The sequence below is a fragment of the Bradyrhizobium sp. LLZ17 genome, assembly GCF_041200145.1.
Taxonomy (GTDB): domain Bacteria; phylum Pseudomonadota; class Alphaproteobacteria; order Rhizobiales; family Xanthobacteraceae; genus Bradyrhizobium.
On sequence record NZ_CP165734.1, the window covers coordinates 5623350 to 5646630 of the forward strand.

Genomic DNA, 23281 nt, shown 5'->3' on the forward strand with positions numbered 1-23281 from the left:
ATGGCCGATGTCGACCGCCGCGGAGGGTTGCAGCCGATTTGGTCAGGCGCTTTTTGCCGGCCAGGCCACGACCTGACCCGACATCACCAGCCGGTCGCGGCCGCTGTCCTTGGCGGCGTAGAGCGCGCGGTCGGCGGCTGCCACCAGCGCATTACAGTCGGTCGTGGTCTGGGATGGAAACCCCGTCGCGGCGCCGACGCTTACCGTGACGAGCCGCGACGGCAGATTCTGCGCATGCAGCATGGCGAGGTCGCGCAATGCGCCGCGAATTTCCTCGCCGACTCCGGCGCAGCCACCCGCGTCGATGTTCGGCAACAGCACCGCGAATTCCTCGCCGCCGTAGCGCGCCGCAAGATCGGCCGGGCGCTTGGCATGGGCGGACAGAATCCGACCCAGCACGCGCAGGCAACCGTCGCCCGCCAGATGCCCGTAGTGGTCGTTGAACGACTTGAAATGATCGACGTCGATCAGCAGGAGGGAAAGCTGCGTGCCATCGCGCCGGGCGCGTGCCCATTCGTCCGCGAGGCGCTCGTCAAATGCGCGCCGGTTGGCGAGCCCGGTCAGACCGTCGGTCGCCGCGAGCGAGGTGAGCTTGTCCTGCAAGCCCTTTTGCTCGGTCATGTCGCGCACCACCGCCACGACACCATCGATCTCGCCGCTGTCGGAGGCTCGCGTCACGTGCAGAGCCGCCTCGACCCAGATCTCGCCCTTCTCGCGATGGCGCTGACGATAGACAAGCCTCGCCTCCTCGGCCTCGCCCTTCTTCAGCGCGGCAATGGTCTGCGCGACCCGTTCCATATCCTCCGCGTGGATGCCGGCCACGGACGACGTGCCCACGAGTTGGTCGGGAGACCAGCCGATGATGCGCGCGCATGACGGAGAGATGTAGAGCAGCCGGTCGTCCAGGTCGATCCGGGTCACCATGTCGCTGGATTGCTCGGCCAACAGGCGGAAATGGGCTTCGTTGGCGGCCAGGACCTGTGCCGTGCGCTGGCGCTGCAAGAGCTGGCGGACTAGGTAGAAGCCGATCACCGCGATCAGCAGCACGAGGCCAAGGACGACGCTCATGCGTACGAGCGCCGCGCGTAGCCAGGGAGCCAACACCTCATCCTGCGACTTGCTCGCGAGCACCATCAGGGGATATCGGCTGCTGCGCTGGTAGTAGCTCAGCCGCTGGACGTTATCGAGCGGCGATTTGAAGTAGTAGACGGACGCGGCCGGCCGGCTTTCCCATTGCTTGAACAATGGTGCATTCGACAGGTCGCGTCCCACGAAGGCGCCGCTGTTGTCGCCGCTGCGCGCCAGCATAATGCCGTCATTGTTCAGCAGCGACGTCGAGCCGTTCGAGCCGACGTCGAACCGTTCGTAGAACCTGACGAAATAGTCGACGTCGATCGTGAGCAGGGCCACGCCGGCGAAGCTGCCATCGGGATGGTTGATCCGCCGCGACGCGGTGATGACCCACTGGCCGCCGGCGCGGCTTTTTGACGGGCCGCCCGATCAGCGTGCCCGGATCCGGCGAGTCGCGATGACGCTGGAAATATCCGCGGTCGCTGTTGTTGAGCTTGGAGAAATCGACATGCTCGGTGGTTGCAAGCCATCGGCCGGTCTCGTCGTACACGAAAATGCCGCGAACGCGGTCCGATGATTTGCGGGTCGGCAGATAGGCCTGCAACTTTACGATCGTGTCCGGGCCGGTTCCATCGAGCTCAAGCCGATGCACCAGACCGATGAGGAGCGTATCGACCAGCTCGAACGTGTCGTCGGCATGCTGGACCAGCGATTGCGCCAGATTGGCGACGTCGATCTCGGCGTTCTTGAGTTCGGTAGCGCGCGCTTCCCATTCGCGCCAGCCACTCAGGCCGAGGATCGCGGCGCAGATCAGCACCACGAATCCCGCTGCCCAGAGCGGAAGACGCGTCCTGCCGAATTCGCGGCCCGTGATCATCAGGCTTGCTCCGTTCGGCGCAAACCTCTCACTTTGGCCTTAATGGGCTATTGCATCATCCGCGCGCATTGTGCGAACCCGTATTCGGCCGGACGCAGCCCCGTCGACATTTCGACGGGTTACGCTCGGAGGATGTTAACCATGCCGGTCCGCACCGGCGTCGCTCGCCGCTGCTGCCTCATCCTTCCAGCGTGAACCCGACGCGCAGCGTCACCTGATAGTGGCGCACGGTGCCGTTTTCGATGTGGCCGCGCGTCTGCACGACCTCGAACCATTTCATCTCGCGAACGGACTTGGCGGCGCGGCTGACCGCATTTTTGATCGCATCCTCGATCGAGTTCTCGGACGATCCGACCAGTTCCAGAATCTTGTAGACGTGATCCTGCTCGGTTGTGGGCATGGTGAGCTCCCTCGGTTGCGCCGCGGCACACGCCGCGTGGGCCTCCCAGCTGAACGAGCGCCGGGCTTTCCGGTTCCGTGATCCGCATGGGCCGCATACGCCAGCGGCATGACCACTCAGGGCAAGTGCGCGACGTGCGTGAAGTTACGCGGGCTCACTATGCAGGCGGACCGCCGCCGGTTTGGCGTCGCGCAGCAGCAAGCACAATAGCATCGCCAGCACGGCCATGAGCGCGAATCCGCCGACGGCCGGGGTCATGTAGCGCTGCAAGTCGCTGGAGCCGACCTTCTCCGCGGCCAGCCGCGCCGATTGCAGCAGCCCGTAGGCATTGGCCAGCAGGATGAGCCCATAGATCGCGCCGCGTTCGCGCGGGCTCGCCAGTGTGACAAGGTCGGGAAGCAACAATGCGAGACCGATCCCCACGATCGGCAGGTCGTAGTCGTAGGCGTAGGGGCTGATCATCACGGAGGCGACCGCGGCGACGCCGAGCGCGAAGCGGTGCGACGGTCCGCGCGCGACGGCGAGTGCGATAGCGAAGAGCGCCAGACCCGCCATCGCCATCTGCCCCCAGAACGCTCCGGCAGCGGGGACGCCGGCGTTGTACAGTGCTGCATAGGCCGATATCATCCGAAACAGCTGGTACCGGCCCTCCTCCAGATAGTCTGCAGCTTCCCGGATGCTGCCGAGCCAGGCGATCCAGATCTGCGGGCCGAAGGCGAGCGTGCAGAGGAGCGAGCTCGCGACCACCACGGCCGCGGCGGTCAGGACCGTCGGCCAGCGGCGCGTCAGCAGCATGTAGGCGCCCGCTGCAATGGCCAAATGTGGCTTGATGACCATCACGCCGAGCGCGAGGCCCGCCAGAACCGGGCGCCGTTCCGCGTTGATGCAGATCAGTCCGATCAGCGCTCCCGTCAACAGGCCGTTCTGGCCGCAGGCTATCGCGATCGCGATCGCCGGGAAGACGACGACGAGCACCTGCGCAAAATTGTTTCCCGCTACGGCACGAAGCGCCATCAGATAGGCTGCGAGCGTGACCGCCGTGAAGACAAAATAGGCGGCCCAGCCCGGCAGGAATGCGAGCGGTGCGAGAAGCAGGTCGAATTGCGGCGGGTAGGTCCACGGCATGACGTCAGCCGGGCCGCCGGCCGCCGCGTGCTGCATCTTCAGGAACGACGAGAACTGATAGGTCAGGTCAAGATCGCCAACCCAGATCCGTTGCGCGACAATATGGAAGGCCGCAAAATCGACGGTCTGGCCGCCGTACCAGAATCCTGCCTCGAGGAACCGGAAGGTCTTGATGACGAGCATGATGGCCAGCAGCGTGACAATGACGCAGACATAAATCGTCCGCTTGCGTGGCGACGCCTGAATCTGCTCCAGCGTTGAGGTGAGCATGAGAATGAAGCGACCTGGCCAATTGACGGAGGATCGAACAACGGGAAGCGCGGTTGCGCGTGGTGCAGAGCTTGCCGCCTCAGGCTTAACGGACGGTAACGGGTCGTTCGTGCAGCTCAGAAACGTGTTGCCCGGGACAGTAAGGCCAGGAGCTCATCGTCGTTAACGAATGCTGACGCAAAGGGTCAGGCATGCCTTGTGATCAGGCATGCTTGGCGATCAGGAATGCTTGGCGGAAATCCGTGATTAAACTCTTGCTCGTATAGGGTGCGATGGACGAGGGCTGGGTTCGGCTTTGGGTCCCGGGAGAGCTCTGTGACGGTTGCCGTGAACGATTGCGATCGCCTGAACCAGGCAGGCGGGTTGTCGTCCGCGAGCTCCAGCATTCGCGTGTGGACACGCCCCTCAACCGTTGCCGTGCTGATCTGGTTCTGGCTGTTTGCCGCCGAGTTCGTCGCCAGCTTGGCGCAGTGCGACTTCAGGCTCGTCTTCACCCTCGATGACGCCTATATCCATCTCGCCGTTGCCGACCAGATTCTCTCCGGCGGATATGGCGTCAATGCCGGTGAATATTCATCGCCAAGCTCCTCGATCATCTGGCCTTATCTTCTCGCGCTGACCGAGGCGCTGCATCTCGGCGCATTCGGCCCGCTGCTGATCAACGGCGCTGCCGCATGTGCGACAGTGTTTGCTCTCCTGCGTGCTCTGGAACAGAGCGGGTTGTTCGATGACGCTAGCGATCGTCCGTTCGGCTATCTGATCGCGCTGATCCTGATATTCAACGTCAGCGCCGTGGCGCTGCCCATGACCGGCATGGAACACAGCGTTCATGTGTGGGCGTCCGTCGTAACCTTCGTCGGCTTGATTGGGCGGCTCGCGGAGGCACGCCAACGCCGCTGCACTTTATTGCTCTGGTGCTGCTTCCCCTGATCCGGTTCGAGGGGGCCGCGTTTGCCTGTGCGGCCATTGCCGGCTTCGCGCTGCTCGGTCATCGGCGGTTTGCCGCCAGCGCCGCGCTCGTTATCGTCATGAGCTTGGCTGGCTATTTCGCGCTGATGGCGTCGCGCGGTCTTCCGCTGCTGCCGAGTTCTGTGCTGTTGAAAGGCTATCTCGCCAATCTCGACGAGTCCGCGGGCAATTTGCCCGCGCTTGTCAAGAACATGATGCGGAGCATAACCAGTTCCTATGGCCTGCGGCTTATTCTGCTCGGCCTTGCGCTGGCCGGTTGCGCCTCCTGGCTGCGTACCGAACGCAAGGCGGTGGTCGTCTGTCTGACCGTTCTCGCAGCCATCGCCGCGCATCTAGTGTTCGGTCAATATGGCTGGTTCAACCGGTATGAGGTCTACATCATGGCACTTGCGGCGGCAGCGTTGCTTTGGGCCATCGCGCAGCTCAGGCCGTGCTTGTCCGCGTTGCAGTGGTCCGTCACGAAAGTCGTGCTGGTGGTTGGGCTCGGCGTTGCTGCGATGCCTTACGCGACCACCGCGCTGGTCACGCCGATCGCTGCGAGTGATATCTACGAGCAGCAATACCAGATGGCTCGTTTCGCCCAATCGTTTTACAGGCGCGCGGTTGCGGTCAACGATCTCGGGCTGGTCGCCTACGGCAATCGTCACTACGCGCTGGATCTCTGGGGCCTTGGTTCGGAACAGGTGCGGAAGGCAAGGACCGCGGGGCAGTATGGACCTGCGGAAATGGCAGCGCTTGCCAGCGATCACGGTGTCGGCCTGGTGATGATCTACGACGCCTGGTTTCCGAAAGGTGTGCCGTCGACCTGGACAAAGGTCGCCGTGCTGCGAACGACGACGGTGAGCCTGTCGCAACGAGATGTCGCCTTCTACCGCACGTCGTTGGCCGATGCCGCGGAGGTGACTGCAGCGCTCGAGGCATTCAAAGCGACCATTCCGCCGCGGGACAGGCTGGACATCATCGCGCCGTAACCAGCTCCAACACCGAGCAGCACGACGCGAAGTGCGCCACCGCTATGGATCCAGCTCCGTATCCCAGTACAGATAGTCCAGCCAGCTCTCGTGCAGATAGTTTGGCGGAAACAGGCGGCCGTTGCGGTGGAGCTGGTGCACCGTCGGGGCGAAGGCGTGCTGGCGCGGAAACATCTTGGCCTGGACCGGGGTCAGATTTCCCTTGCGCAAATTGCAGGGCGAGCACGCCGCAACCACGTTTTCCCAGGTGGTCTGGCCGCCTTTGCTGCGCGGGATGATGTGATCGAACGTGAGGTCCTCGGGCGAGCCGCAATATTGGCAGGCGAAGCGATCGCGCAGGAAGACGTTGAACCGGGTGAAGGCGGGGTGGGTGGTCGGCTTGACGAAGGATTTGAGCGAGACGACGCTCGGCAGCTGCATTTGCAGCGTGGGACTATGAACCGCCTGATCGTAATGCGCGACGATATTGACGCGTTCGAGGAACACCGCCTTGATCGCGTCCTGCCACGACCACAGAGACAGTGGATAGTAACTCAGCGGCCGGAAGTCCGCATTCAGCACCAACACCGGCCAACTGCCTTGCGAGACATGTGCGTTCAAGTAACGCTCCCGGCCTCCATGTACGCTGCGAAGCAGCATGTACAGACATACTACATGCAGCGTGACGGGATTGTGAAGCCCGTTGAGCGACTTATTCAGGCGCATGCAATACGGCGGCTGGGTGGCAAAAGGGCTCAAAAACGCCGGGATCCGGCGCGGGTCCAGCCGACGCGGAACTATGTTGCCCCAGCCATCTCCGGCCTTGCGCCTGAGGGTTATTCGCGCACCCGCTCCAGCTTCTGCAAGCAGCGCGTCGCGCGCACCACCGCGGGCATCTCCTGGTTCGGAAAGCTGGTGTCCCAGTTGGTGACGCCGACCTCTCCGACATAGATGTCGCCCCTGGAATCCAGCGCGATACCGTGTGGCGCCAGAAACTTGCCGCTGGCGATGCCCGGGCCGTCTTCACCGCCGAGCCGCGCAATGCGCTTGCCATTTGCGTCCACGATCGACAGCCGCGGGCCGATATTGGGCACGTTGCGGTTGATGGCGAGGCCTGGACCGAGTTCACCGATCACGAAGGTCGGTGTCTTGCCGCCGCAACAGCACAGCGCGCAGGGCCGGTGTAGATTGTTCCACTGCGTCTCGTACTTACCCTCGCCGTTGAACACCTGCACACGATGGTTCTCGCGGTCGGCGACATAGACCCAGCCGTCGGCATCGGTCGCGATGTTGTGCACGATGTTGAACTGGCCGGGATCGGTGCCGGGCTCGCCCCAGCTTTTGATCAGCTTGCCGTCCGGCGTGAACTTGTGCACACGGGCATTGCCATAGCCATCGGAGACGTAGATCTCGCCCTTCGGCGACAGCGCGGTGTGTGTGCAGCGATGGAAAGGCTCGCCGCTCATGAAGGCGGCCGGTTTTGCCGGGATCCCGATCGTCAGCAGCACCTTGCCGTCGGTACTGCATTTGCGCACCGTGTGGTCGCCGTCATCCGTGCAATAGAGATTGTCGTCGGCGTCGATATGCAGGCCGTGCGCGCGGGAGAACAGGCCTTCGCCAAAGCTGCGCAGGAAATTACCTGCGCGGTCGAGCACAACCATCGGGTGGGCACCGCGGTTGAAGACGTAGACCTGATCCTTGCTGTCGACCGCGACCGCGGCGACGTCGGTCAGCGTCCAGCCGTCCGGCAGCTTTGCGAAATTTTCGACGACGCGGTAACGGTGCTCGCCGCTGCCGAGAATGGCTGGCATATGTGGTCCTTTCCTTTGATTGTCTCTGTTGCGCTCGTCCGCTTCCGGTGTTGCTCAAGCGGTGCGCGTCGGTGCAGCCCAGGCTACTCCAAAATCCCTTCCTCAATCGCCTTGATCTGCAGCGCGAGATATTTCGAGTTGATCCGGCATTGTGCGAGGCTGCCGGCGATGAACCACAGGCCCGGCTGCCCGGTGCGCGCATACATGTTGCGCAGCTCGAGGCCGTCGCCAAAGCCCCAGATCGGGCCGACGCGATCGGCGACCGCGTCCCCGAACAGCTTTCGCACCAGATATTCCTGCGGCTTGTAGCCGGTCGAGAGCACGATGAGATCGGCGGGGAGGATCGCTCCATCGTTCATCCGCGCGCCATCGGCGACGAAGCTGTCGATGTCGGCGAACTGGATGAGCTTGATGGCGCCCTCGGCGATGAGGTTGGAGCAGCCGACGTTGAAAATAATAGCCGCCGCCGCGGGTGAGGTATTTGAACTGCCAGCCCGTGCCGGCCTCGCCAAAGTCGAGCTTGAAGCCGACGCGGCGGAGACCGTCGAGAAGCTCGTTGTCGAGCTCCTTCGATTGCTCGGTCAGCATCACATGGGTCTTCCTGGCGAGCGGCGTCGGCATCGAGGTCGCGATCAGATCGTTGTCCTCGAGCGTGCCTTCATTGTAGGTCGCGTAAGCGAGTTGCGCCGACGGCTCGATATTGGTGACCAGCGTCGGCGAACGCTGCACCAGCGTCACATCCGCGCCACTGGAACAGAGATCCTGCGCGATGTCGTGGCCGCTGTTGCCGGTACCGATGACGATGGCGCGCTTGCCTCGCCAGATCTCGCCGTCCTCGTAGCGGCTCGAATGCAGCAGCGTGCCGTTGAAATTCTCCAGGCTCGGAATCTGAGGGACGTTTGCGATACCGCTGACGCCGGTCGCCATTACCACATGGCGCGGATGCATGGTGTGCCTGCTGCCGCCTGCGCGTCGCAGCGTGACTGTCCAGTGGCCGTCCGCCTCGCTGTAGGCACCTGCCTCGAATTCGGTGCCGGTCCAGAAATTCAGCTCCATGGCGTCGACGTACGACTCGAACCAGTTCGCGAGCTTGTCCTTGGGGATATAGACCGGCCAGCTCGGCGGAAACGGCATGTAGGGCAGATGGTTGACCTGCACCTGGTTGTGCAGGGTCAGCGCGTGGTACCGCTTGCGCCAATTGTTGCCGATCCGGGCCTCGCGATCCACGATCAGCGTGTCGATATTCAGCTGCTTCAACCGCGCCGCGATCGCAAGCCCGGCCTGGCCGCCGCCGACCACCAGCACGGTGGGATCGCGCTCACAGTACTCGCGCGAGGCATTGCGCAGGTCGAGCCAGTTCGGCCCGCGGAAATCGCGCGAATAGGCCTGCCCCCGCGGCCGCGACGTGCCGAGCTGCTCCTCAAAACCTTTCAATTCATCGAGCGCGGTGAGCAGCGTCCATGCCTTCAACCGGTCGCCGTCGGCGGCATCGGGCACGAGCCGCAGGATGCCGCTGCCACGCCCGAGCGCGGTCTCGAACTGGAAGATGGCCTCAATCGTGTTGGTGCCGGCGCGGGCGACCCAGCGCGGCGGCGCGCGGTTTGTCGCGATCTTGAAATGGCTTGGCGCCGCCTTCGGTGCGAGCGCGGGCAACGCATCCACGATCGCAGCGCGGCCCGCGATCGTCTGCAGGTTCCAGCTCAATGCCAGCACATCGCGCCAATAGCTGTCGACCGCGAACAGCCGGTTCAGCGCAGCGCCATCGGATTGGCCAAGCACCCGCTCGAATCCATCGAGCCAGGCTTGCGCGGATGCGGAAATGTCCTTGGTCCTGTCCAGCATACGCGACCTCGTGCCGTCTTCGCGGCGTTCCCTCTGAGGTCGACGGTATACCGTTTCGCGATACGCAAAAAGCCGCCGATCCAAGCGGTGCAGGCATGTGGGCTTGCTCGGGCGGCATGCGGTCCGGGCTTCCGCTTCCGCAAGCGCCAGCTTACGCGCCGGGACTCACGCCCGCCCAATACGGCTCCCGCAGCTTGCGCTTGAAGATTTTTCCGGTGGCCTCGCGCGGCAGCGCGTCGCGGAATTCGACGTCCTTCGGCACCTTGAAGTTGGCGAGCCGCTCGCGCAGGAACGATTGGACGGCCGCGGATGAAAGTTCGGCACCCGGTTCGGGCTCGACATAGGCGCACAGCCGCTCGCCAAATTCGGCATCGGGTATGCCGAACACGGCGCAGTCGCGCACGCCCGGCATTCCAATCAACGCGTTCTCGATCTCGGCGGGGTAGATGTTGACCCCGCCGGAGATCACCATGTCGCGCTTGCGGTCGCACAGAAACAGGTAACCGTCCTCGTCGAGATAGCCGACGTCGCCGACGCTGACCAGGCCGTCGCGGCCGGCCTCGGCGCGGGCCTCGGCCTTGCCGTGATAGTCGAAATCCGGGACCGAGGTCTGCCGCATGTAGATCTCACCGGGCTCCTTCACGCCGCACAGTCGGCCGTCGCCGTGGAAGATCTTGACGATGCCGCCTTCGATGGCGCGACCGACGGTGCCGGGCTTCTTCAGCGCTTCGGCAGCGGAATGCCACACCGGAATCCCGGTCTCGGTCGAGCCGAAATATTCGTTGATGACCGGCCCCCACCAATCGATCATCGCCTTTTTCACGTCGGGCGGGCAGGGCGCCGCGCCGTGGACCACGAAGCGCAGCGAGGACAGATCATAACGCCGCTTCACGGCGTCGGGCAGCCGCAGCAGGCGCACGAACATCGTCGGCACCATATGCATGTGGGTGACGCGATGGCGCTCGACCAGCTGCAACAGCTCTTCCGGATCGAACCGGGCCTCCAGCACGATGGTGCAGCCGCTGCGATAGGCCAGCATGCCGTAGGAGTGCGGGGCGGAATGGTACATCGGGCCGTTGATCAGCACGATCTGCCCCTCTTTCGGCTTGATGCCGTAGGCGATCGCGCCGACGCGTTCGGAGGCCGCGACCTGATCGGGGCGCATTGGCATCCGTCGCACGCCCTTCGGCATGCCCGTGGTGCCCGAGGTGTAAAACATCGGCGCGCCACGCTGCGGTGGCTGGGCCAGTTCCGTCTGGCCGTCCCGCCACTTGTCCCAATCGGTCAGTCCGTCCGGAACTTCCGTCAGCGCGGGCGGGATGTCGAAGGCCATGGCGATCTCCGGCGGCGTCGGCACCACCATGAGCGTCAGGTCGTCCGGCAAGCCGTCGCTGATCTGCGGCAGCAGGTCGGCATGGCAGATCAGAATGTCGGCGTCGCTGTCGGCAAGGATGTAACGGACTTCGGCGGCCTTCAGGTGCCAGTTGATCGGCACCACCGGTCTGCCGAGCGCGGCTGAAGCTGCGATCACCTCGAACAACGCGAAATCGTTGCGCAGCATCATGGCGACCGGCGTGCCCTCCCGTCCGCCGAGCGCGCTGAACCCGCCCGCCGCACGTCTGATCCGTGCATGGAGGTCGGGATAGTCGATCCGGCGTTCACCGCTGATGATCATGTCGCGTCCTTATCCGTCAGGCCTAGCGGTCGTCCAGCACGTCGCCAAAACTAACCCAGCTCTTGCCGTTGAAGCGCCGCAGCTGAAGCTGCTGGAACGGCAGATAGTCGTCCGGGGCGGTCGTGACGGTCATGCCCGGCAGCAACAGCGGCAGCTTCACGTCCTTGAGCGAGGCCGCCTGGCGCATGATGTTGTCGCGGCTGAGGTCATCCTTGCACGCCTTGAGCACCGTCATCAGCAGCGTGGCATAGTGGTAACCGGCGGCGTAGTTCGAATTGGAGAGATCCGCGGTCGGCATGTACTGCTTCATGAACGCGAAATACTCCTTCGCGCCGGGATCGTCGGCCCATTGCGGGTCCATCGTGTCCTTCTGGTTGCTCGACGAGATCAGGCCGACCGCATTGTCCAGCCCAGCCGGCTCCAGGAACGAGATCGACGAGGCCGAGGTGGGCACGAAGAACAGGTCCGGCTTCCAGCCGATCTCGGCCACGCCCTTGACCATCTGCGAGGTGAACTTGCCGAGCACGACGCCGAACAGCACGCCCGAGGCCTTGAGCGTCGACAGCTGCGAGCTGATCGTCGGCGCGCTGGTCTCGTAGCTCGCCTCCGCGATGATCATGCCGGCCGCCTTGGCCCCGAGCGCGCGTTTGAAGCCGGCGACATAGTCGCGGCCGAAATCGTCATTCTGCGACAGGATGGCGATCCTGGCGTCGGGTTTGGTCTGCAGAATGTACTTGGCATAGACCACGCCTTCGGATTCGTAGGCCGCCATGCCCGGCATGGTCCACGGGTTCTTCTGCGGATCGGCCCATTTGGTGGCGCCCGAGAGCACGAACAGCTGCGGCACCTTCTTGGCGTTGAGGTAGCGCTGCACGGCGCTGTTGGTGGCGGTGCCGAGCGAGCCGAACATCATCAGCACCTCGTCCTGCTCCACCAGCTTGCGGGTTTGCTCGACCGTCTTCGGCGGCGAATAGGCGTCATCCAGCGTGATGAACTTGATCTTGCGTCCGTTGATGCCGCCTTCGGCATTGACCTTGTCGAAGAACGCCTCCTGGGTCCGCCCGATCGCGCCGAAGCCTGAGGCCGGACCGCTGTAAGGCAGGGTCTGCCCGATCCGGATCTCGTCGCTGCCCTCGGCGCAGGCGCTCCCGGCGGCGAGCGTCAGCAAGGAAATGCCGATTAGTACAGCTGCAAGCTTCATGGTGTCCTCCCGGTGTCTTGTCAGTCTGAAAGGTCAGGCGCTGGCGCGGATCAGCAGATCCTGCCGGGCCTGATCGAATTCCGCTTTCATCCGATCGACCAGCTCGGCGACCGGCGGCGCGTCGGTGATCTGGCCGATGCCCTGGCCTGAGCCCCAGATATCGCGCCATGCCTTGGATTTCGTGTTGCCGCCGGAACCGAAATTCATCTTCGTCTTGTCGGCGACCGGCAGATTGTCTGGATCGAGCCCGGCGGCGGCGATCGAGGGCCCGAGATAGTTGCCGTGCACGCCGGTGAACAGATTCGTATAGACGATGTCGTGGGCGGCATGCTGAACCAGCGCCGTCTTGTACGCGTCGGCGGCGTTAGCCTCCGCGCTCGCGATGAAGCGGGTGCCCATATAGGCGAGATCGGCCCCGAGCGTCACGGCGGAGGCGACGCCGTAACCGTCGCTGATCGCGCCTGACAGCAGGATGGTGCCCTTGAACCATTGCTTGACCTCGCGCACCAGCGCGAACGGCGACAGCGTGCCGGCGTGGCCGCCGGCACCGGCGCACACCAGGATCAGGCCGTCGACGCCTTGCTCCGCGGCCTTGCGCGCATGCTTGACGTTGATGACGTCGTGGAACACCAGCCCGCCATAGGAGTGCGCGGCCTCGACGATCTCGGCCGGCGGCCGCAGCGAGGTGATGATGATGGGGGCCCTGTGCTTCACGCAGGTCTCCATGTCCTTCATCAGCCGGTCGTTGGAGGCATGGCAGATCTGGTTGACCGCGTAGGGCGCGACCTTTTTCCGGGATAGCGCGACTTGTATTCGCCGAGCTCATCCTCGATGCGGCTCAGCCATTCGTCCAGCTTCTCGACCGGGCGGGCGTTGAGCGCGGGAAACGAGCCGACCACGCCCGCCTTGCACTGCGCGATCACCAGCTCCGGTCCGGAGACGATGAAGAGCGGCGAGCCGACCACCGGCAGTTCGAGACTGTCTTTCAAGAGAGCGGGCAGCGCCATCATGTCCTCCCGGAAACGAGCCCCGCGGGCGTGCGATGGGGGAGGGCGTTTCCTGTTGATCGTCGCCGGCGGCTTGCCGGCCGCATTCGCGGATTTGAAGCCACTATAGGGGTTGGCGAGCGGGTCCTGATCGTTCAATGTTGAACGGCCGACCATTCAGGTTTGAACAGGGGCTGAAGGTGGATTGGGACCTTTGCAAGACCTTCGTCGCGGTGGCCGAGACCGGCAGTTTCACCGCGGCGGCACGCCGGCTGCACACCAGCCATCCGACCGTCAGCCGCAAGATCGCGGCGCTGGAAGCCCAGCTCGGCACCAGATTGCTGGTGCGCGCCGCCGAAGGGCTGGTGCTGACAGCCGATGGCCGGACGCTGCGTGAGCATGCCGAGACGATGGCGGCGGCAGCGCTGCGGGCCGAGACGGCAGTCGCGGCGGGAGGGCACAAGGCGCGCGGCACCGTCAAGCTGTCGATCGGTGCGACGCTGGCGTCGCACTGGCTGATGCCGCGCCTGCCTTCCTTCCTGCGCGCGCATGATCACATCCAGCTCGAGATCATCACCCATCCGTTTCCGGCGAGCGTACGCCGGCGCGAGGCGGACGTGGTGCTGCGCCCCTTCGACAGCGGCGAGGAAAATCTGGTCGGCCGCAAGATCGGCCGTCTCGGCACCGGATTTTATGCTTCACGCGACTATGCCGGCGCACGGTCATTGCCGGAGCGGCGCGGCGAGTGGAAGGGCCACAGTGTTGTGGGGTTCGCCGACCAGACCTCCAATGTCCAGCTTGCGCGCTGGAGCGACGTCGTCACGCGTCAGGCAACGGTCGTGATGCGTTGCTCGTCGCAGGGCGACATGCTGGCGGCGGTTCGCGCCGGGATCGGAATCTCCGCGCTCTCGTGCTTCGTTGCGGAAAGCTATCCAGATCTGGTGCGCGTTGCGCCGCAGAAGCTCGCGAGCGTGGCGGACCTCTGGCTGTTGGCCCATCCCGACCTGGTCGAACTGCCGGCGGTGCGCGCCGTCGTCGATTTCGTCGCAGAATGCGCCCGAACCGATCGCGCGAGCTTACGCGGCTAGGTTTGCCCGGCGATCACGCCTTCGCGCTTCTTCACCGCGCGGTAATAGCTCCACCACAGATGCGCGGCGGCACCGCGCAGCGGCCGCCAGGGCTCGGCGAGCGGCGCCATCTGCTTTTCCGTCGGTCGCCCCGGCAAGCCGAGCCCGATGCGGATGCCCTCCTGCACGGCGAGGTCGCCTGCAGGCCAGGCGTCGCCATGGCCGAGACAAAACAGAAGATAGACGTCCGCGGTCCACGGTCCGATGCCAGGCAGCGCGATCAATGTGTGATGGGCAGCATCGGCGTCTTCTTCCGCGAGCACGTCGAGATTCAGCCGCTCCGCCATGATTTCGCGCGCGAGATGCTTCAGCGTCTTGATCTTGGCCGCGGACAGTCCGAGCCGCCCCAGCCGGTCGGCGCGCGCGCGGCGCACCGCATCATGGTCGAACGGATCGAATGCGGCGGAGAGCCGCCCCCAGATCGCCGCGGCGCTCGCCGTCGAGAGCTGTTGCCCGCAGACGATATGGGCAAGCCCCGCAAAGCCCGGCTCACGCCGCCGCAATGCCGGCATGCCCGCGATCTCGAGTATGGGCTTGAGGCGCGGGTCGCGCTTGATCAGCGTGTGGATGGCGTTTTCGAGGTCGGATTGGGTTTCGAGGTGGATGGTCATGGTGGCCTAAACTCATCATGCACGGGCTTGACCGCGTACCGAATATCTTACTCCGTCATTCCGGGGCGGTGCGAAGCACCGAGCCCGGAATCTCGAGATTCCGGGCTCGTTGCTGCGGACCGCCCCGGAATGACAACCGCGACGGTCAAGCCCGGCCATGACGAGTTCTTTCGCATGACGCCACCCATTTTCCGATTTGCCCCCAGCCCGAACGGCCTCTTGCATCTCGGCCACGCCTATTCTGCGCTGCTGAATTCCGACCGTGCGCGCGAGACTGGCGGGCGATTGCTGCTGCGCATCGAGGACATCGACGCCACACGCTGTCGGCCCGAGTTCGAGACCGCGATCTACGAGGACCTCGCCTGGCTCGGCATTGCCTGGGAAACAACAGTGCGGCGGCAGTCCGAGCATCTCCCGGATTATCGCGCCGCGCTGGAAAAGCTCGCCGCACTCGACCTCGTCTATCCCGCCTTCGAAAGCCGCGCCGAGATCGCAAGGCTCGTGGCCGCGCGCGAGGCCGAGGGGCCTTGGCCGCGCGATCCCGACGGTGCGCCGCTTTACCCCGGCGAGGCGAGATCAATGCCCCCGGTGAACGGGCGCGGCTGATCGCCTCCGGCGCGCCTTATGCGCTGCGGCTCGACATGGCGGCCGCCTGCGCCCGCGTTGCCGGCCTGACCTGGAACGAACTCGGCGAAGGTCCCGGCGGCGAGCGTGGCGTCGTTCCCGCGCGAGCCGAGGCCTGGGGCGATGTGATCCTGGCCCGGAAGGAGACCCCGACGAGCTATCATCTATCTGTGGTCGTGGACGATGCGCTCCAGGAGGTCAGTGAGGTGGTGCGGGGCCAGGACCTGTTTCATGCCACTTCGGTCCACCGCCTGCTGCAAGTCCTGTTGGGCCTGCGCGAGCCCGCCTACCGCCACCACGCCCTGATTCGCGACGGCGAGGGGCGGAAGCTGTCGAAATCGAGCCGCTCGACGGGCTTGCGGGAGCTGCGCGCTGCCGGAGCCACACCTGCAAGCATCCGCCATCTGGTGGGATTAGGTTAAGTTTCTCTGGGGGTTAGCAAAACGCCGCCGTGACTCCGGGCATTCCGCTGTGCCATGCTCGCCAACCAGCCCGGGGTTCGAAGCGGATACTTCGAAGGGGATTTATGGCGGCGAATACGCGCTCAGCGCGCACCACGCGGACGCCCGGGCAATCGCCTCGGAAGCGATCCGGGACGGCCGCTAAGCTGCGCAAGCGCAGCACCCCGGCCGAACCGGACGTGGTCCAGGCGGCGCTCGCTGCCTTTGCCCACGAGGTTCGCACCCCTCTGACCGGGATCCTGGCGATCAGCGATCTCCTTGCGACCTCCGATCTCGGCGAGCGGGAACGGCGCTGGGCCGACACGATCAAGGCCGGCGCCGAACACCTTGCGAACCTTGCCACCCTGTTTGTCGACGCCGCCAAAACCGGGAGAGGTGGCGGGAACGGCGGAAGCTCGCTGCGGCAGGACCTGTTCGACCTGCGGGCGCTTGCCCGCAGCACCGGTGATTCCCTCGCCGGGCGCGCCGCAGCCAAGGGCCTTCAGGCCGAAGTCGATATCTCCGAAAATCTCCCCGGTCTCGTGGTCGGCGATTCCGTCCGCCTGCGCGCGGCGCTCGAGAACCTGATCGACAACGCCGTGAAGTTCACCGACCAGGGCGGCGTCGCGATCTCGGCCATGCCTTGGCGACCTGCCAATGGCAGCCGAAGTGGCGAGGCCAACGATAAGGCCAAAGACAAGATCAAGGACAAAACCAAGCGCAGGGTCGGCGTTGCCTTCGCGGTGTCCGACAGCGGTATCGGCCTGACCATGGCCGAGATCAAGCGGCTGTTCCGTCCCTTCACGCAGGCCAATGTCACCATTGCCTCGCGCTTCGGCGGCGCCGGCCTGGGGCTGTGCTCGGTCAAGCAACTGGCGCGCGCGATGGGCGGCGACATCACGGTCGCACCGCGGCACGGCGGCGGTGCCACGTTCACGCTGACGGTCTCTCTCGATGCGGCGGGACCGGTGAAGTCCCGCAAATCGGGCGCCAGCGAAACGGATGCGCTGGTGCCGTTGCGCGTGCTCAGCGTCGAGGACAATCCGTTCGGGCGCGTCGTGCTCAACACCATCCTGACCGAGCTCGGCCATCATGCGGAGTTCATCGGGCGCGGCGAGGACGCGGTCAACCGGCTCGCGCAGGGAGCATTCGACGCGGTACTGATGGACATGGTCTTGCCGGGCATCGACGGCGTCGAGGCGATCAGGCAAATCCGCAACATGCTGACACCGCTGGCTCAAATCCCCATCATCGGGGTCTCCGGCCGCGGCGAGGACGAGGCGGCGTCGCGCGAAGCCGGCGCCGACGCCTTCCTGGTCAAGCCTGTGTCTCCGCGGGCATTAGCGACTGCGCTGCTTGAAGCGACACGCCGTGAGGAAGCCGCGATTTGATGATCGCGGCGTTGAGCTCGCCGCCGTACACGAAGATCGCGGCGATGAAGTACAGAAACACCAGCGCGATGATCACCGAAGCGAGCCCCGCATACATCGTCACGTAATTGTTGGCGAAGCGCGCCAGGTACTGTCCGAACACGATGCCCGAGATCAGCGAGGCCACAATGGTGAAGACGATGCCGGGCAGGATCTGGAGGAAGCTGCGCCGGCCCGCCGGCAGCCAGGTGTGCAGGATGATCAACGCCACCACCAGAGCGCTCACGGTGATGCCGTAGCGTAGCCAGGTGAGGATGCTTTCGTTGGACTCGACGAACAGCGGAATATGGCTCCGCGCAGCCTCGATGATCAGCGGGCCGAGCACGATCAGAAACGCCATCGCCAGCGCGGTGAAGGCCGCGATCAGCGTGTAGCCGATCGATTCCAGCCGCAGCCAGTACCAGCGCCGCATCTCCACCACCGCGTAGGCGCGGTTGAGCGCAACCCGCAGCGCCTCGACGCCGTTCGAGGCGAAGTAAACCGACAGCACCGCGCCGACGGTGAGCACCCCGGAACGCGTGGTGGTCAGCACATCGTGCACTTCGCCCGAGATCGAATCCGCGACCTGCTTGGGCCAGACCTGGAGCATCAGGCTGGCGGCCTGGTCGGCGAGCTCCTTGGAACCGAAGAAGCCGGCGAGCGAGGTCAGCACAATCAGGAACGGAAACAGCGCCATCAATGTCGACAGCGCGATATGGCTCGCGATCGCCCAGCCGTCATCGGCCAGGAACGTGTAGAACGCATCCATCACCACGACGTAGATGTAACGGATTGCTTTCACGCGCCACCTACCCCGCTGGTGCCAGTCCCTCGCCCCGGGTGCGAGGAGAGGCGAAGAAGAAAGGCAATTGGCGCAAATCGGAAATCATCCCCTACCATCTGATATTATTGGGCTAAAAGCCAGATCGCGCAGCGCCCCTTTGTCATTCCGGGCGCGCGAAGCGCCAACCCCGAATCCATCCAGCGGCGGCGCAGGTGCTGAGTATCGATTCCGGGCTCGATGCCTCGCATCGCACCGAACGACCGGATTGAGGCGATGGCGCATCCGCAAACACGGTGTTATCTACGGCGAATGGCATCCCTTTTGAGTACCTTCATCCTTCCGGTGGCGGCCGGCGCCGTGGCGATCGTGCTGCTGCTGGGTCTGGTCAACATGATGCGCGGCGGCTCGCCCAACACCTCGCAGAAGCTGATGCGTTGGCGCGTGCTGCTTCAGTTCGTGGCGATCGTCATCGCCATGCTCGCGGTCTGGGCGATGGGGCACTAGATGGTCAGGTTGAACCGCATCTATACGAAAACCGGTGACGATGGCACGACGGCGCTCGGCTCCGGCGAGCGCCGTCCGAAATATGATCTGCGCATCGCGGCCTATGGCACCGTCGACGAAACCAACGCTGCGATCGGCGTGGTGCGGCTCCACACAAAGGACGCGCCTGAACTCGATGCAATGCTCGGCCGCATTCAGAACGATCTGTTTGATCTCGGCGCCGACCTCGCGGTGCCCGAGCGTGAAGGCAAAGCCGAACGGCTGCGGGTTGTGGCAAGCCAGGTCGAGCGGCTCGAGCGCGACATCGACGCGCTCAACGACAAGCTGGCGCCGCTTACCTCTTTCGTGCTGCCGGGCGGGACTCCGGCGGCAGCCCACCTTCATGTCGTGCGTACAATTTGCCGCAGGGCGGAACGCGTCATGGTGGAACTGGCGGCCCAGCCGGGCGAGGCGGTGGGCGCCGCTGGCATCCAATATATGAACCGCCTGTCGGATCTCCTGTTCGTGGCGAGCCGCGCGGCTAACCAGAATGGCGCCGGCGACGTGCTCTGGGTTCCGGGCCAGAATCGCTGACCCATCGAGATCAGCATTTCAGGGGCTAAATTTAGGCCCCTTCGCGCGTTGACCGGGCCGGATCAGGCCTTTAGGTTCCGCGCCAGTTGATAACCCCCTTCCCAAATTGAGTGAAAGAGGATCGATGAAGGTCTTAGTGCCGGTAAAGCGGGTGGTCGATTACAACGTCAAGGTCCGCGTCAAGAGCGATGGATCGGGAGTTGAACTCGCCAACGTCAAGATGTCGATGAACCCGTTCGACGAAATCGCGGTCGAGGAAGCGCTGCGCCTGAAGGAAGGCGGCAAGGCCACAGAGGTCGTGGTGGTCTCCATCGGACCGGCGCAGGCCTCGGAGACGATCCGCACCGGTCTCGCCATGGGCGCCGATCGCGGCATCCTGGTGAAGGCGGAAGGCGCAGTCGAGCCGCTCGCCGTGGCCAAGATCCTGAAGAAGATCGCGGAAGAAGAGCAGCCTGGCCTGATCATCCTGGGCAAGCAGGCGATCGACGACGACAGCAACCAGACCGGCCAGATGCTGGCCGCACTGCTCGGCTGGTCGCAGGCGACGTTTGCCTCGAAGCTCGAGGTTGAAGGTTCAGACTTCAAGGTCACCCGCGAAGTCGACGGCGGCTTGCAGACCGTCAAGCTCAAGGGACCGGCGATCGTCACCACCGATCTGCGTCTCAACGAGCCGCGCTATGCGTCGCTGCCCAACATCATGAAGGCCAAGAAGAAGCCGATTGCGGACAAGACCGCCGCCGATTACGGCGTCGATCTCACTGCGCGCCTCGAAGTTCTCAAGACCACGGAGCCCGCGGGCCGCAAGGCCGGCGTCAAGGTCAAGGACGTCGCCGAGCTGGTCTCGAAACTCAAGAACGAAGCCGGGGTGCTCTGATGACGACGCTTCTGATTGCCGAACACGACAATGCGTCGCTGAAGGATGCGACCAACAAGGCCCTGACCGCGGCCGCCGCGCTCGGCGCGGATGTCGAGGTGCTGGTCGCCGGTGAGAACGCCAAGGCCGCGGCGGATGCTGCCGCCAAGCTCGCAGGCGTCAAGAAGGTGCTGCTCGCCGACGGCGCGCTTTACGCGCACGATCTCGCCGAGCCGCTGGCCGCGCTGATCGTCGCGCTGGCCCCCGGCTATGATGCGATCGTCGCGCCCGCGACCTCGCGCTTCAAGAACGTGATGCCGCGTGTCGCAGCCCTGCTCGACGTGATGCAGGTTTCGGAGATCACCAAGGTTATCGCCCCCGACACCTATGAGCGTCCGATCTATGCCGGCAACGCCATCCAGACCGTGAAGTCGAAGGACGCCAAGAAGGTCATCACGGTCCGCACCTCCACCTTCGCGGCGGCTGCCGAAGGTGGCAGCGCGCCGGTCGAGACCGTCGCAGCTGCGGCCGATCCGGGCCTGTCGTCCTTCGTCGGCGAGGAAGTCGCCAAGAGCGACCGCCCCGAGCTGACCTCGGCCAAGATCATCGTCTCCGGCGGCCGCGCCATGCAGAGCCGCGAGAACTTCGCCAAGTACATCGAGCCGCTCGCCGACAAGCTCGGCGCCGGCGTCGGCGCCTCGCGCGCGGCGGTCGATGCCGGCTATGCGCCAAACGACTGGCAGGTCGGCCAGACCGGCAAGGTGGTGGCTCCCGAGCTCTATGTCGCGGTCGGCATTTCCGGCGCGATCCAGCATCTGGCGGGCATGAAGGATTCCAAGGTCATCGTCGCGATCAACAAGGACGAGGACGCGCCGATCTTCCAGGTCGCCGATTACGGCCTGGTCGCCGACCTCTATCAAGCGGTTCCTGAGCTCACCGAGGCGCTCGGCAAGCTCGGCAAGTAAAAACGCAGTAAAAACACCGGCCGGAGTGCTATACTCCGGCCGGTGTTTCTTTGCGGCGTTTTCTTGGGCGTGGGGCACGCCGGGGAAGCGATCCAATCTAGGTTTCGAGCCGAGATTCTGATTAAATCATGCTTCTGATAAAATCAGGCCTCCCGGCTCAGGGGATTAGGCAGGCGCGATCTGCGCGCCGTTCCGGTGGATGACATTATGGCGGCAGTGATCAAGAAGGTCGGCGTGATCGGCGCGGGGCAGATGGGCAGTGGCATCGCGCATGTCGCGGCGCTGGCCGGCTTCGACGTGGTCCTCAACGACATCTCGGGCGATCGCCTCAAGTCGGGCATGGCCACCATCAACGGCAATCTGGCGCGCCAGGTCTCGAAGAAGGCGGTCACCGAAGACGACAAGGCCACGGCGGTCGGACGTATCAAGCTTGCCGAGAAGCTCGACGACCTTGCCGACTGCGATCTCGTGATCGAGACCGCGGTCGAGAAGGAAGAGGTCAAGCGCAAGATATTTCACGAGCTCTGCGCGGTGTTGAAGCCGGAGGCGATCGTCGCCTCCGATACGTCTTCGATCTCGATCACGCGGCTTGCCGCCGCGACCGACCGGCCCGAGCGCTTCATCGGCATTCACTTCATGAATCCGGTGCCGCTGATGGAACTGGTCGAACTGATCCGCGGCATCGCCACCGACGATTCGACCTTCGAGGCGTCCAAGGAATTCGTCGCCAAGCTCGGCAAGCAGGTCGCGGTCTCCGAGGATTTTCCGGCCTTCATCGTCAACCGCATCCTGCTGCCGATGATCAACGAGGCGATCTACACGCTGTATGAAGGCGTCGGCAACGTCGAGGCGATCGACGCCGCGATGAAGTTGGGGGCGCACCATCCGATGGGCCCGCTCGAGCTCGCCGATTTCATCGGCCTCGATACCTGCCTGTCGATTATGCAGGTGCTGCATGAGGGCTTGGCCGACTCAAGTACCGACCGTGCCCGCTGCTGGTGAAATACGTCGAAGCAGGCTGGCTCGGCCGCAAGACCCAGCGCGGCTTCTACGACTACCGCGGCGCCAAGCCGGTTCCGACCCGCTAAGGCAAGCCTGCCGCGGGGGGACAAAGGCGCAAAGCGCCGGTGTCCACCATGTCTCTGCAATCGCCATGACGATCGGTGAGCACGCTTCGCTTTGCTTTGCCCACCCCACCGCGCTTCCCGACAATTCATGCCGCGTTAACCGCACGCCGGTAGCTTACCGCTCGCAAGAGGGTTTGCGTATGGATACGATGGCGATGGTCAGCACCATGCTGGCCTCTCAGCAGGGCGCGCTGCAGTCGAATATCGCGGCGACGCTGATGAAGCAGAATGCGGATGCGGAAAAATCCGCGGTTCTGACGCTGCTCGGCGCCGGCCAGCCCTCGCTTGCCAATGTCGGCGCGAGCGTCGGCGGTAATCTCAACGTCACTGCCTAAAGTGCGGCTGCGGCCGGGCCCAGCGCGGCGCGGATCAGCTTGAGTGCGTCGTCGCTCCCCCATTCCGCCGGTCCCGCGATCGTCGCGATCTCGCAGCCCTGCGGATCGACCAGCACCGAGGTCGGCATGCCCAAGGCCCGGCCTATGGCCTTAAGGTCCTGGAAAACCTTGGCTTTCTGGTCATTGAAATAGCCGAGCCGGGTCAGGCTGGCCTCCTTCAGGAATTTTTTCGGCTTCTCGGGGTCGCGGGTGTCGATATTGATCGCCACCACCTCGAAATTCGGCCCCGCGAGCTTGGCCTGGAGTTGGTCCAGCGCCGGCATTTCCTTGCGGCAGGGCACGCACCAGGTGGCCCAGAGGTTGACCAGCAGGGTCTTGCCGCGGAAGTCGGACAGCTTTTTCGGCTTGCCGTCGGCATCCTCGAAAGCGAGGTCCGGCAGCTTCAGGGGCGTGCTCGCCATTGTCAGCGCCGCCACCTCGCCGCGGGCGAGTGGGGCGATCTTCTGGGCCGTCGCGACCGCCGCCCGGCAGATCGGATCGCCCCCAGGGGCCGGCTCAGGCCCAGCCCATACAGCGCAGCGAAGGAGGCCAGCCCCCCGACCACCACGGCGGCGACGACGAGGGGGATGCGGCGCGTGGCCGACCGGGCCCTTCGCTGGTCGAGCATATCGTTGGGGTCGAGCATATCGTTTGTCATCCGGTCGCAGATATGGCTATCAGGGGCCTCTTAATACGGCTGGCTCCCGCCAGCA

At 64.5% G+C, this 23281-nt stretch carries 17 protein-coding genes and 6 pseudogenes; 11 read left to right on the plus strand and 12 right to left on the minus strand.

The genetic code is table 11. The annotated features are described in order from the left end of the window. Nucleotides 1-42: 42 nt before the first annotated feature. From AB8Z38_RS26980 to AB8Z38_RS26990, 3 genes and pseudogenes are all read right to left on the minus strand, one after another. A pseudogene (locus tag AB8Z38_RS26980) lies at nucleotides 43-1948 on the minus strand (diguanylate cyclase domain-containing protein). A gap of 178 nt (nucleotides 1949-2126) precedes the next feature. Continuing rightward, complete coding sequence (locus AB8Z38_RS26985; RefSeq protein WP_369720757.1) at nucleotides 2127-2348, minus strand: dodecin; 222 nt, start codon at nucleotides 2346-2348, stop codon at nucleotides 2127-2129. Between the two features lie 144 nt (nucleotides 2349-2492). Then, nucleotides 2493-3743 carry a glycosyltransferase family 87 protein gene (locus AB8Z38_RS26990; protein WP_369720758.1) on the minus strand — a complete coding sequence of 417 codons (1251 nt, stop codon included), beginning with the start codon at nucleotides 3741-3743 and terminating at the stop codon, nucleotides 2493-2495. A gap of 315 nt (nucleotides 3744-4058) precedes the next feature. Between AB8Z38_RS26990 and AB8Z38_RS26995 the strand changes: the two genes are divergently transcribed. Continuing rightward, complete coding sequence (locus AB8Z38_RS26995) at nucleotides 4059-4673, plus strand: hypothetical protein (protein ID WP_369720759.1); 615 nt, start codon at nucleotides 4059-4061, stop codon at nucleotides 4671-4673. Further along, a complete protein-coding gene (locus tag AB8Z38_RS27000; RefSeq protein ID WP_369720760.1) occupies nucleotides 4658-5683 on the plus strand; it encodes a hypothetical protein in 1026 nt (341 codons plus the stop codon). Before AB8Z38_RS26995 ends, AB8Z38_RS27000 begins: the two co-directional genes overlap by 16 nt. A 42-nt stretch (nucleotides 5684-5725) precedes the next feature. Here AB8Z38_RS27000 and AB8Z38_RS27005 read toward each other — a convergent pair whose 3' ends face one another. The 6 genes and pseudogenes from AB8Z38_RS27005 to AB8Z38_RS27030 all read right to left on the minus strand — a co-directional run bounded on the left by AB8Z38_RS27005 (nucleotide 5726) and on the right by AB8Z38_RS27030 (nucleotide 13198). After that, the gene (locus AB8Z38_RS27005) at nucleotides 5726-6283 is read right to left on the minus strand and encodes an HNH endonuclease (protein WP_369720761.1); all 558 of its coding nucleotides are present in this window, start codon (nucleotides 6281-6283) and stop codon (nucleotides 5726-5728) included. Between the two features lie 215 nt (nucleotides 6284-6498). Further along, nucleotides 6499-7473 carry a peptidyl-alpha-hydroxyglycine alpha-amidating lyase family protein gene (locus AB8Z38_RS27010; protein ID WP_369720762.1) on the minus strand — a complete coding sequence of 325 codons (975 nt, stop codon included), beginning with the start codon at nucleotides 7471-7473 and terminating at the stop codon, nucleotides 6499-6501. A gap of 83 nt (nucleotides 7474-7556) precedes the next feature. Further along, nucleotides 7557-9315 (minus strand): annotated as a pseudogene (locus AB8Z38_RS27015) (flavin-containing monooxygenase). 151 nt (nucleotides 9316-9466) lie between these two features. After that, nucleotides 9467-10990, minus strand: a complete 1524-nt coding sequence (locus tag AB8Z38_RS27020) for an acyl-CoA synthetase (protein ID WP_369720763.1) — start codon at nucleotides 10988-10990, stop codon at nucleotides 9467-9469. Between the two features lie 22 nt (nucleotides 10991-11012). Continuing rightward, nucleotides 11013-12191: an ABC transporter substrate-binding protein gene (locus tag AB8Z38_RS27025; protein WP_369720764.1), complete on the minus strand. Its 1179-nt coding sequence runs from the start codon at nucleotides 12189-12191 to the stop codon at nucleotides 11013-11015. A gap of 33 nt (nucleotides 12192-12224) precedes the next feature. Continuing rightward, a pseudogene (locus AB8Z38_RS27030) lies at nucleotides 12225-13198 on the minus strand (NAD(P)H-dependent flavin oxidoreductase). 179 nt (nucleotides 13199-13377) lie between these two features. On the opposite strand from AB8Z38_RS27030, the gene AB8Z38_RS27035 reads away from it, so the two are divergent. Next, nucleotides 13378-14265, plus strand: a complete 888-nt coding sequence (locus AB8Z38_RS27035; protein ID WP_369720765.1) for a LysR family transcriptional regulator — start codon at nucleotides 13378-13380, stop codon at nucleotides 14263-14265. Here the strand turns inward: AB8Z38_RS27035 and AB8Z38_RS27040 are convergent. Then, entirely contained in the window at nucleotides 14262-14915 is a 654-nt protein-coding gene (locus AB8Z38_RS27040; RefSeq protein ID WP_369720766.1) for a DNA-3-methyladenine glycosylase, read from the minus strand. The genes AB8Z38_RS27035 and AB8Z38_RS27040 overlap by 4 nt on opposite strands. 174 nt (nucleotides 14916-15089) lie before the next feature. On the opposite strand from AB8Z38_RS27040, the pseudogene gluQRS reads away from it, so the two are divergent. Together gluQRS and AB8Z38_RS27050 are read left to right on the plus strand one after the other, a co-directional pair. After that, a pseudogene (gluQRS, locus tag AB8Z38_RS27045) lies at nucleotides 15090-15961 on the plus strand (tRNA glutamyl-Q(34) synthetase GluQRS). A 104-nt stretch (nucleotides 15962-16065) separates the two neighbouring features. Further along, the gene (locus tag AB8Z38_RS27050) at nucleotides 16066-17370 is read left to right on the plus strand and encodes an ATP-binding protein (protein WP_369720767.1); all 1305 of its coding nucleotides are present in this window, start codon (nucleotides 16066-16068) and stop codon (nucleotides 17368-17370) included. On the opposite strand, the gene AB8Z38_RS27055 is transcribed toward AB8Z38_RS27050, so the two are convergent. Further along, nucleotides 17297-18190, minus strand: coding sequence for a YihY/virulence factor BrkB family protein (locus AB8Z38_RS27055; RefSeq protein ID WP_369720768.1), 894 nt, complete (start codon nucleotides 18188-18190; stop codon nucleotides 17297-17299). The two genes, AB8Z38_RS27050 and AB8Z38_RS27055, sit on opposite strands and share 74 nt — an antisense overlap. A gap of 291 nt (nucleotides 18191-18481) precedes the next feature. Here AB8Z38_RS27055 and AB8Z38_RS27060 point away from each other — a divergent pair, with 291 nt between their 5' ends. From AB8Z38_RS27060 to AB8Z38_RS27085, 6 genes and pseudogenes are all read left to right on the plus strand, one after another. Further along, nucleotides 18482-18676 carry a twin transmembrane helix small protein gene (locus tag AB8Z38_RS27060; RefSeq protein WP_369720769.1) on the plus strand — a complete coding sequence of 65 codons (195 nt, stop codon included), beginning with the start codon at nucleotides 18482-18484 and terminating at the stop codon, nucleotides 18674-18676. After that, on the plus strand, nucleotides 18677-19249 hold the full coding sequence (locus AB8Z38_RS27065) for a cob(I)yrinic acid a,c-diamide adenosyltransferase (protein WP_369720770.1): 573 nt from the start codon (nucleotides 18677-18679) through the stop codon (nucleotides 19247-19249). A 124-nt stretch (nucleotides 19250-19373) separates the two neighbouring features. Further along, complete coding sequence (locus AB8Z38_RS27070; protein ID WP_369720771.1) at nucleotides 19374-20123, plus strand: electron transfer flavoprotein subunit beta/FixA family protein; 750 nt, start codon at nucleotides 19374-19376, stop codon at nucleotides 20121-20123. Further along, nucleotides 20123-21067: an electron transfer flavoprotein subunit alpha/FixB family protein gene (locus tag AB8Z38_RS27075; protein ID WP_369720772.1), complete on the plus strand. Its 945-nt coding sequence runs from the start codon at nucleotides 20123-20125 to the stop codon at nucleotides 21065-21067. Before AB8Z38_RS27070 ends, AB8Z38_RS27075 begins: the two co-directional genes overlap by 1 nt. Before the next feature lie 207 nt (nucleotides 21068-21274). Then, nucleotides 21275-22155: pseudogene (locus AB8Z38_RS27080) on the plus strand (3-hydroxybutyryl-CoA dehydrogenase). A 179-nt stretch (nucleotides 22156-22334) separates the two neighbouring features. Next, nucleotides 22335-22529, plus strand: coding sequence for a hypothetical protein (locus AB8Z38_RS27085; RefSeq protein WP_369726619.1), 195 nt, complete (start codon nucleotides 22335-22337; stop codon nucleotides 22527-22529). Here the strand turns inward: AB8Z38_RS27085 and AB8Z38_RS27090 are convergent. Beyond that, a pseudogene (locus AB8Z38_RS27090) lies at nucleotides 22526-23196 on the minus strand (TlpA disulfide reductase family protein). The gene AB8Z38_RS27085 and the pseudogene AB8Z38_RS27090 sit on opposite strands and share 4 nt — an antisense overlap. Nucleotides 23197-23281 lie beyond the last annotated feature (85 nt).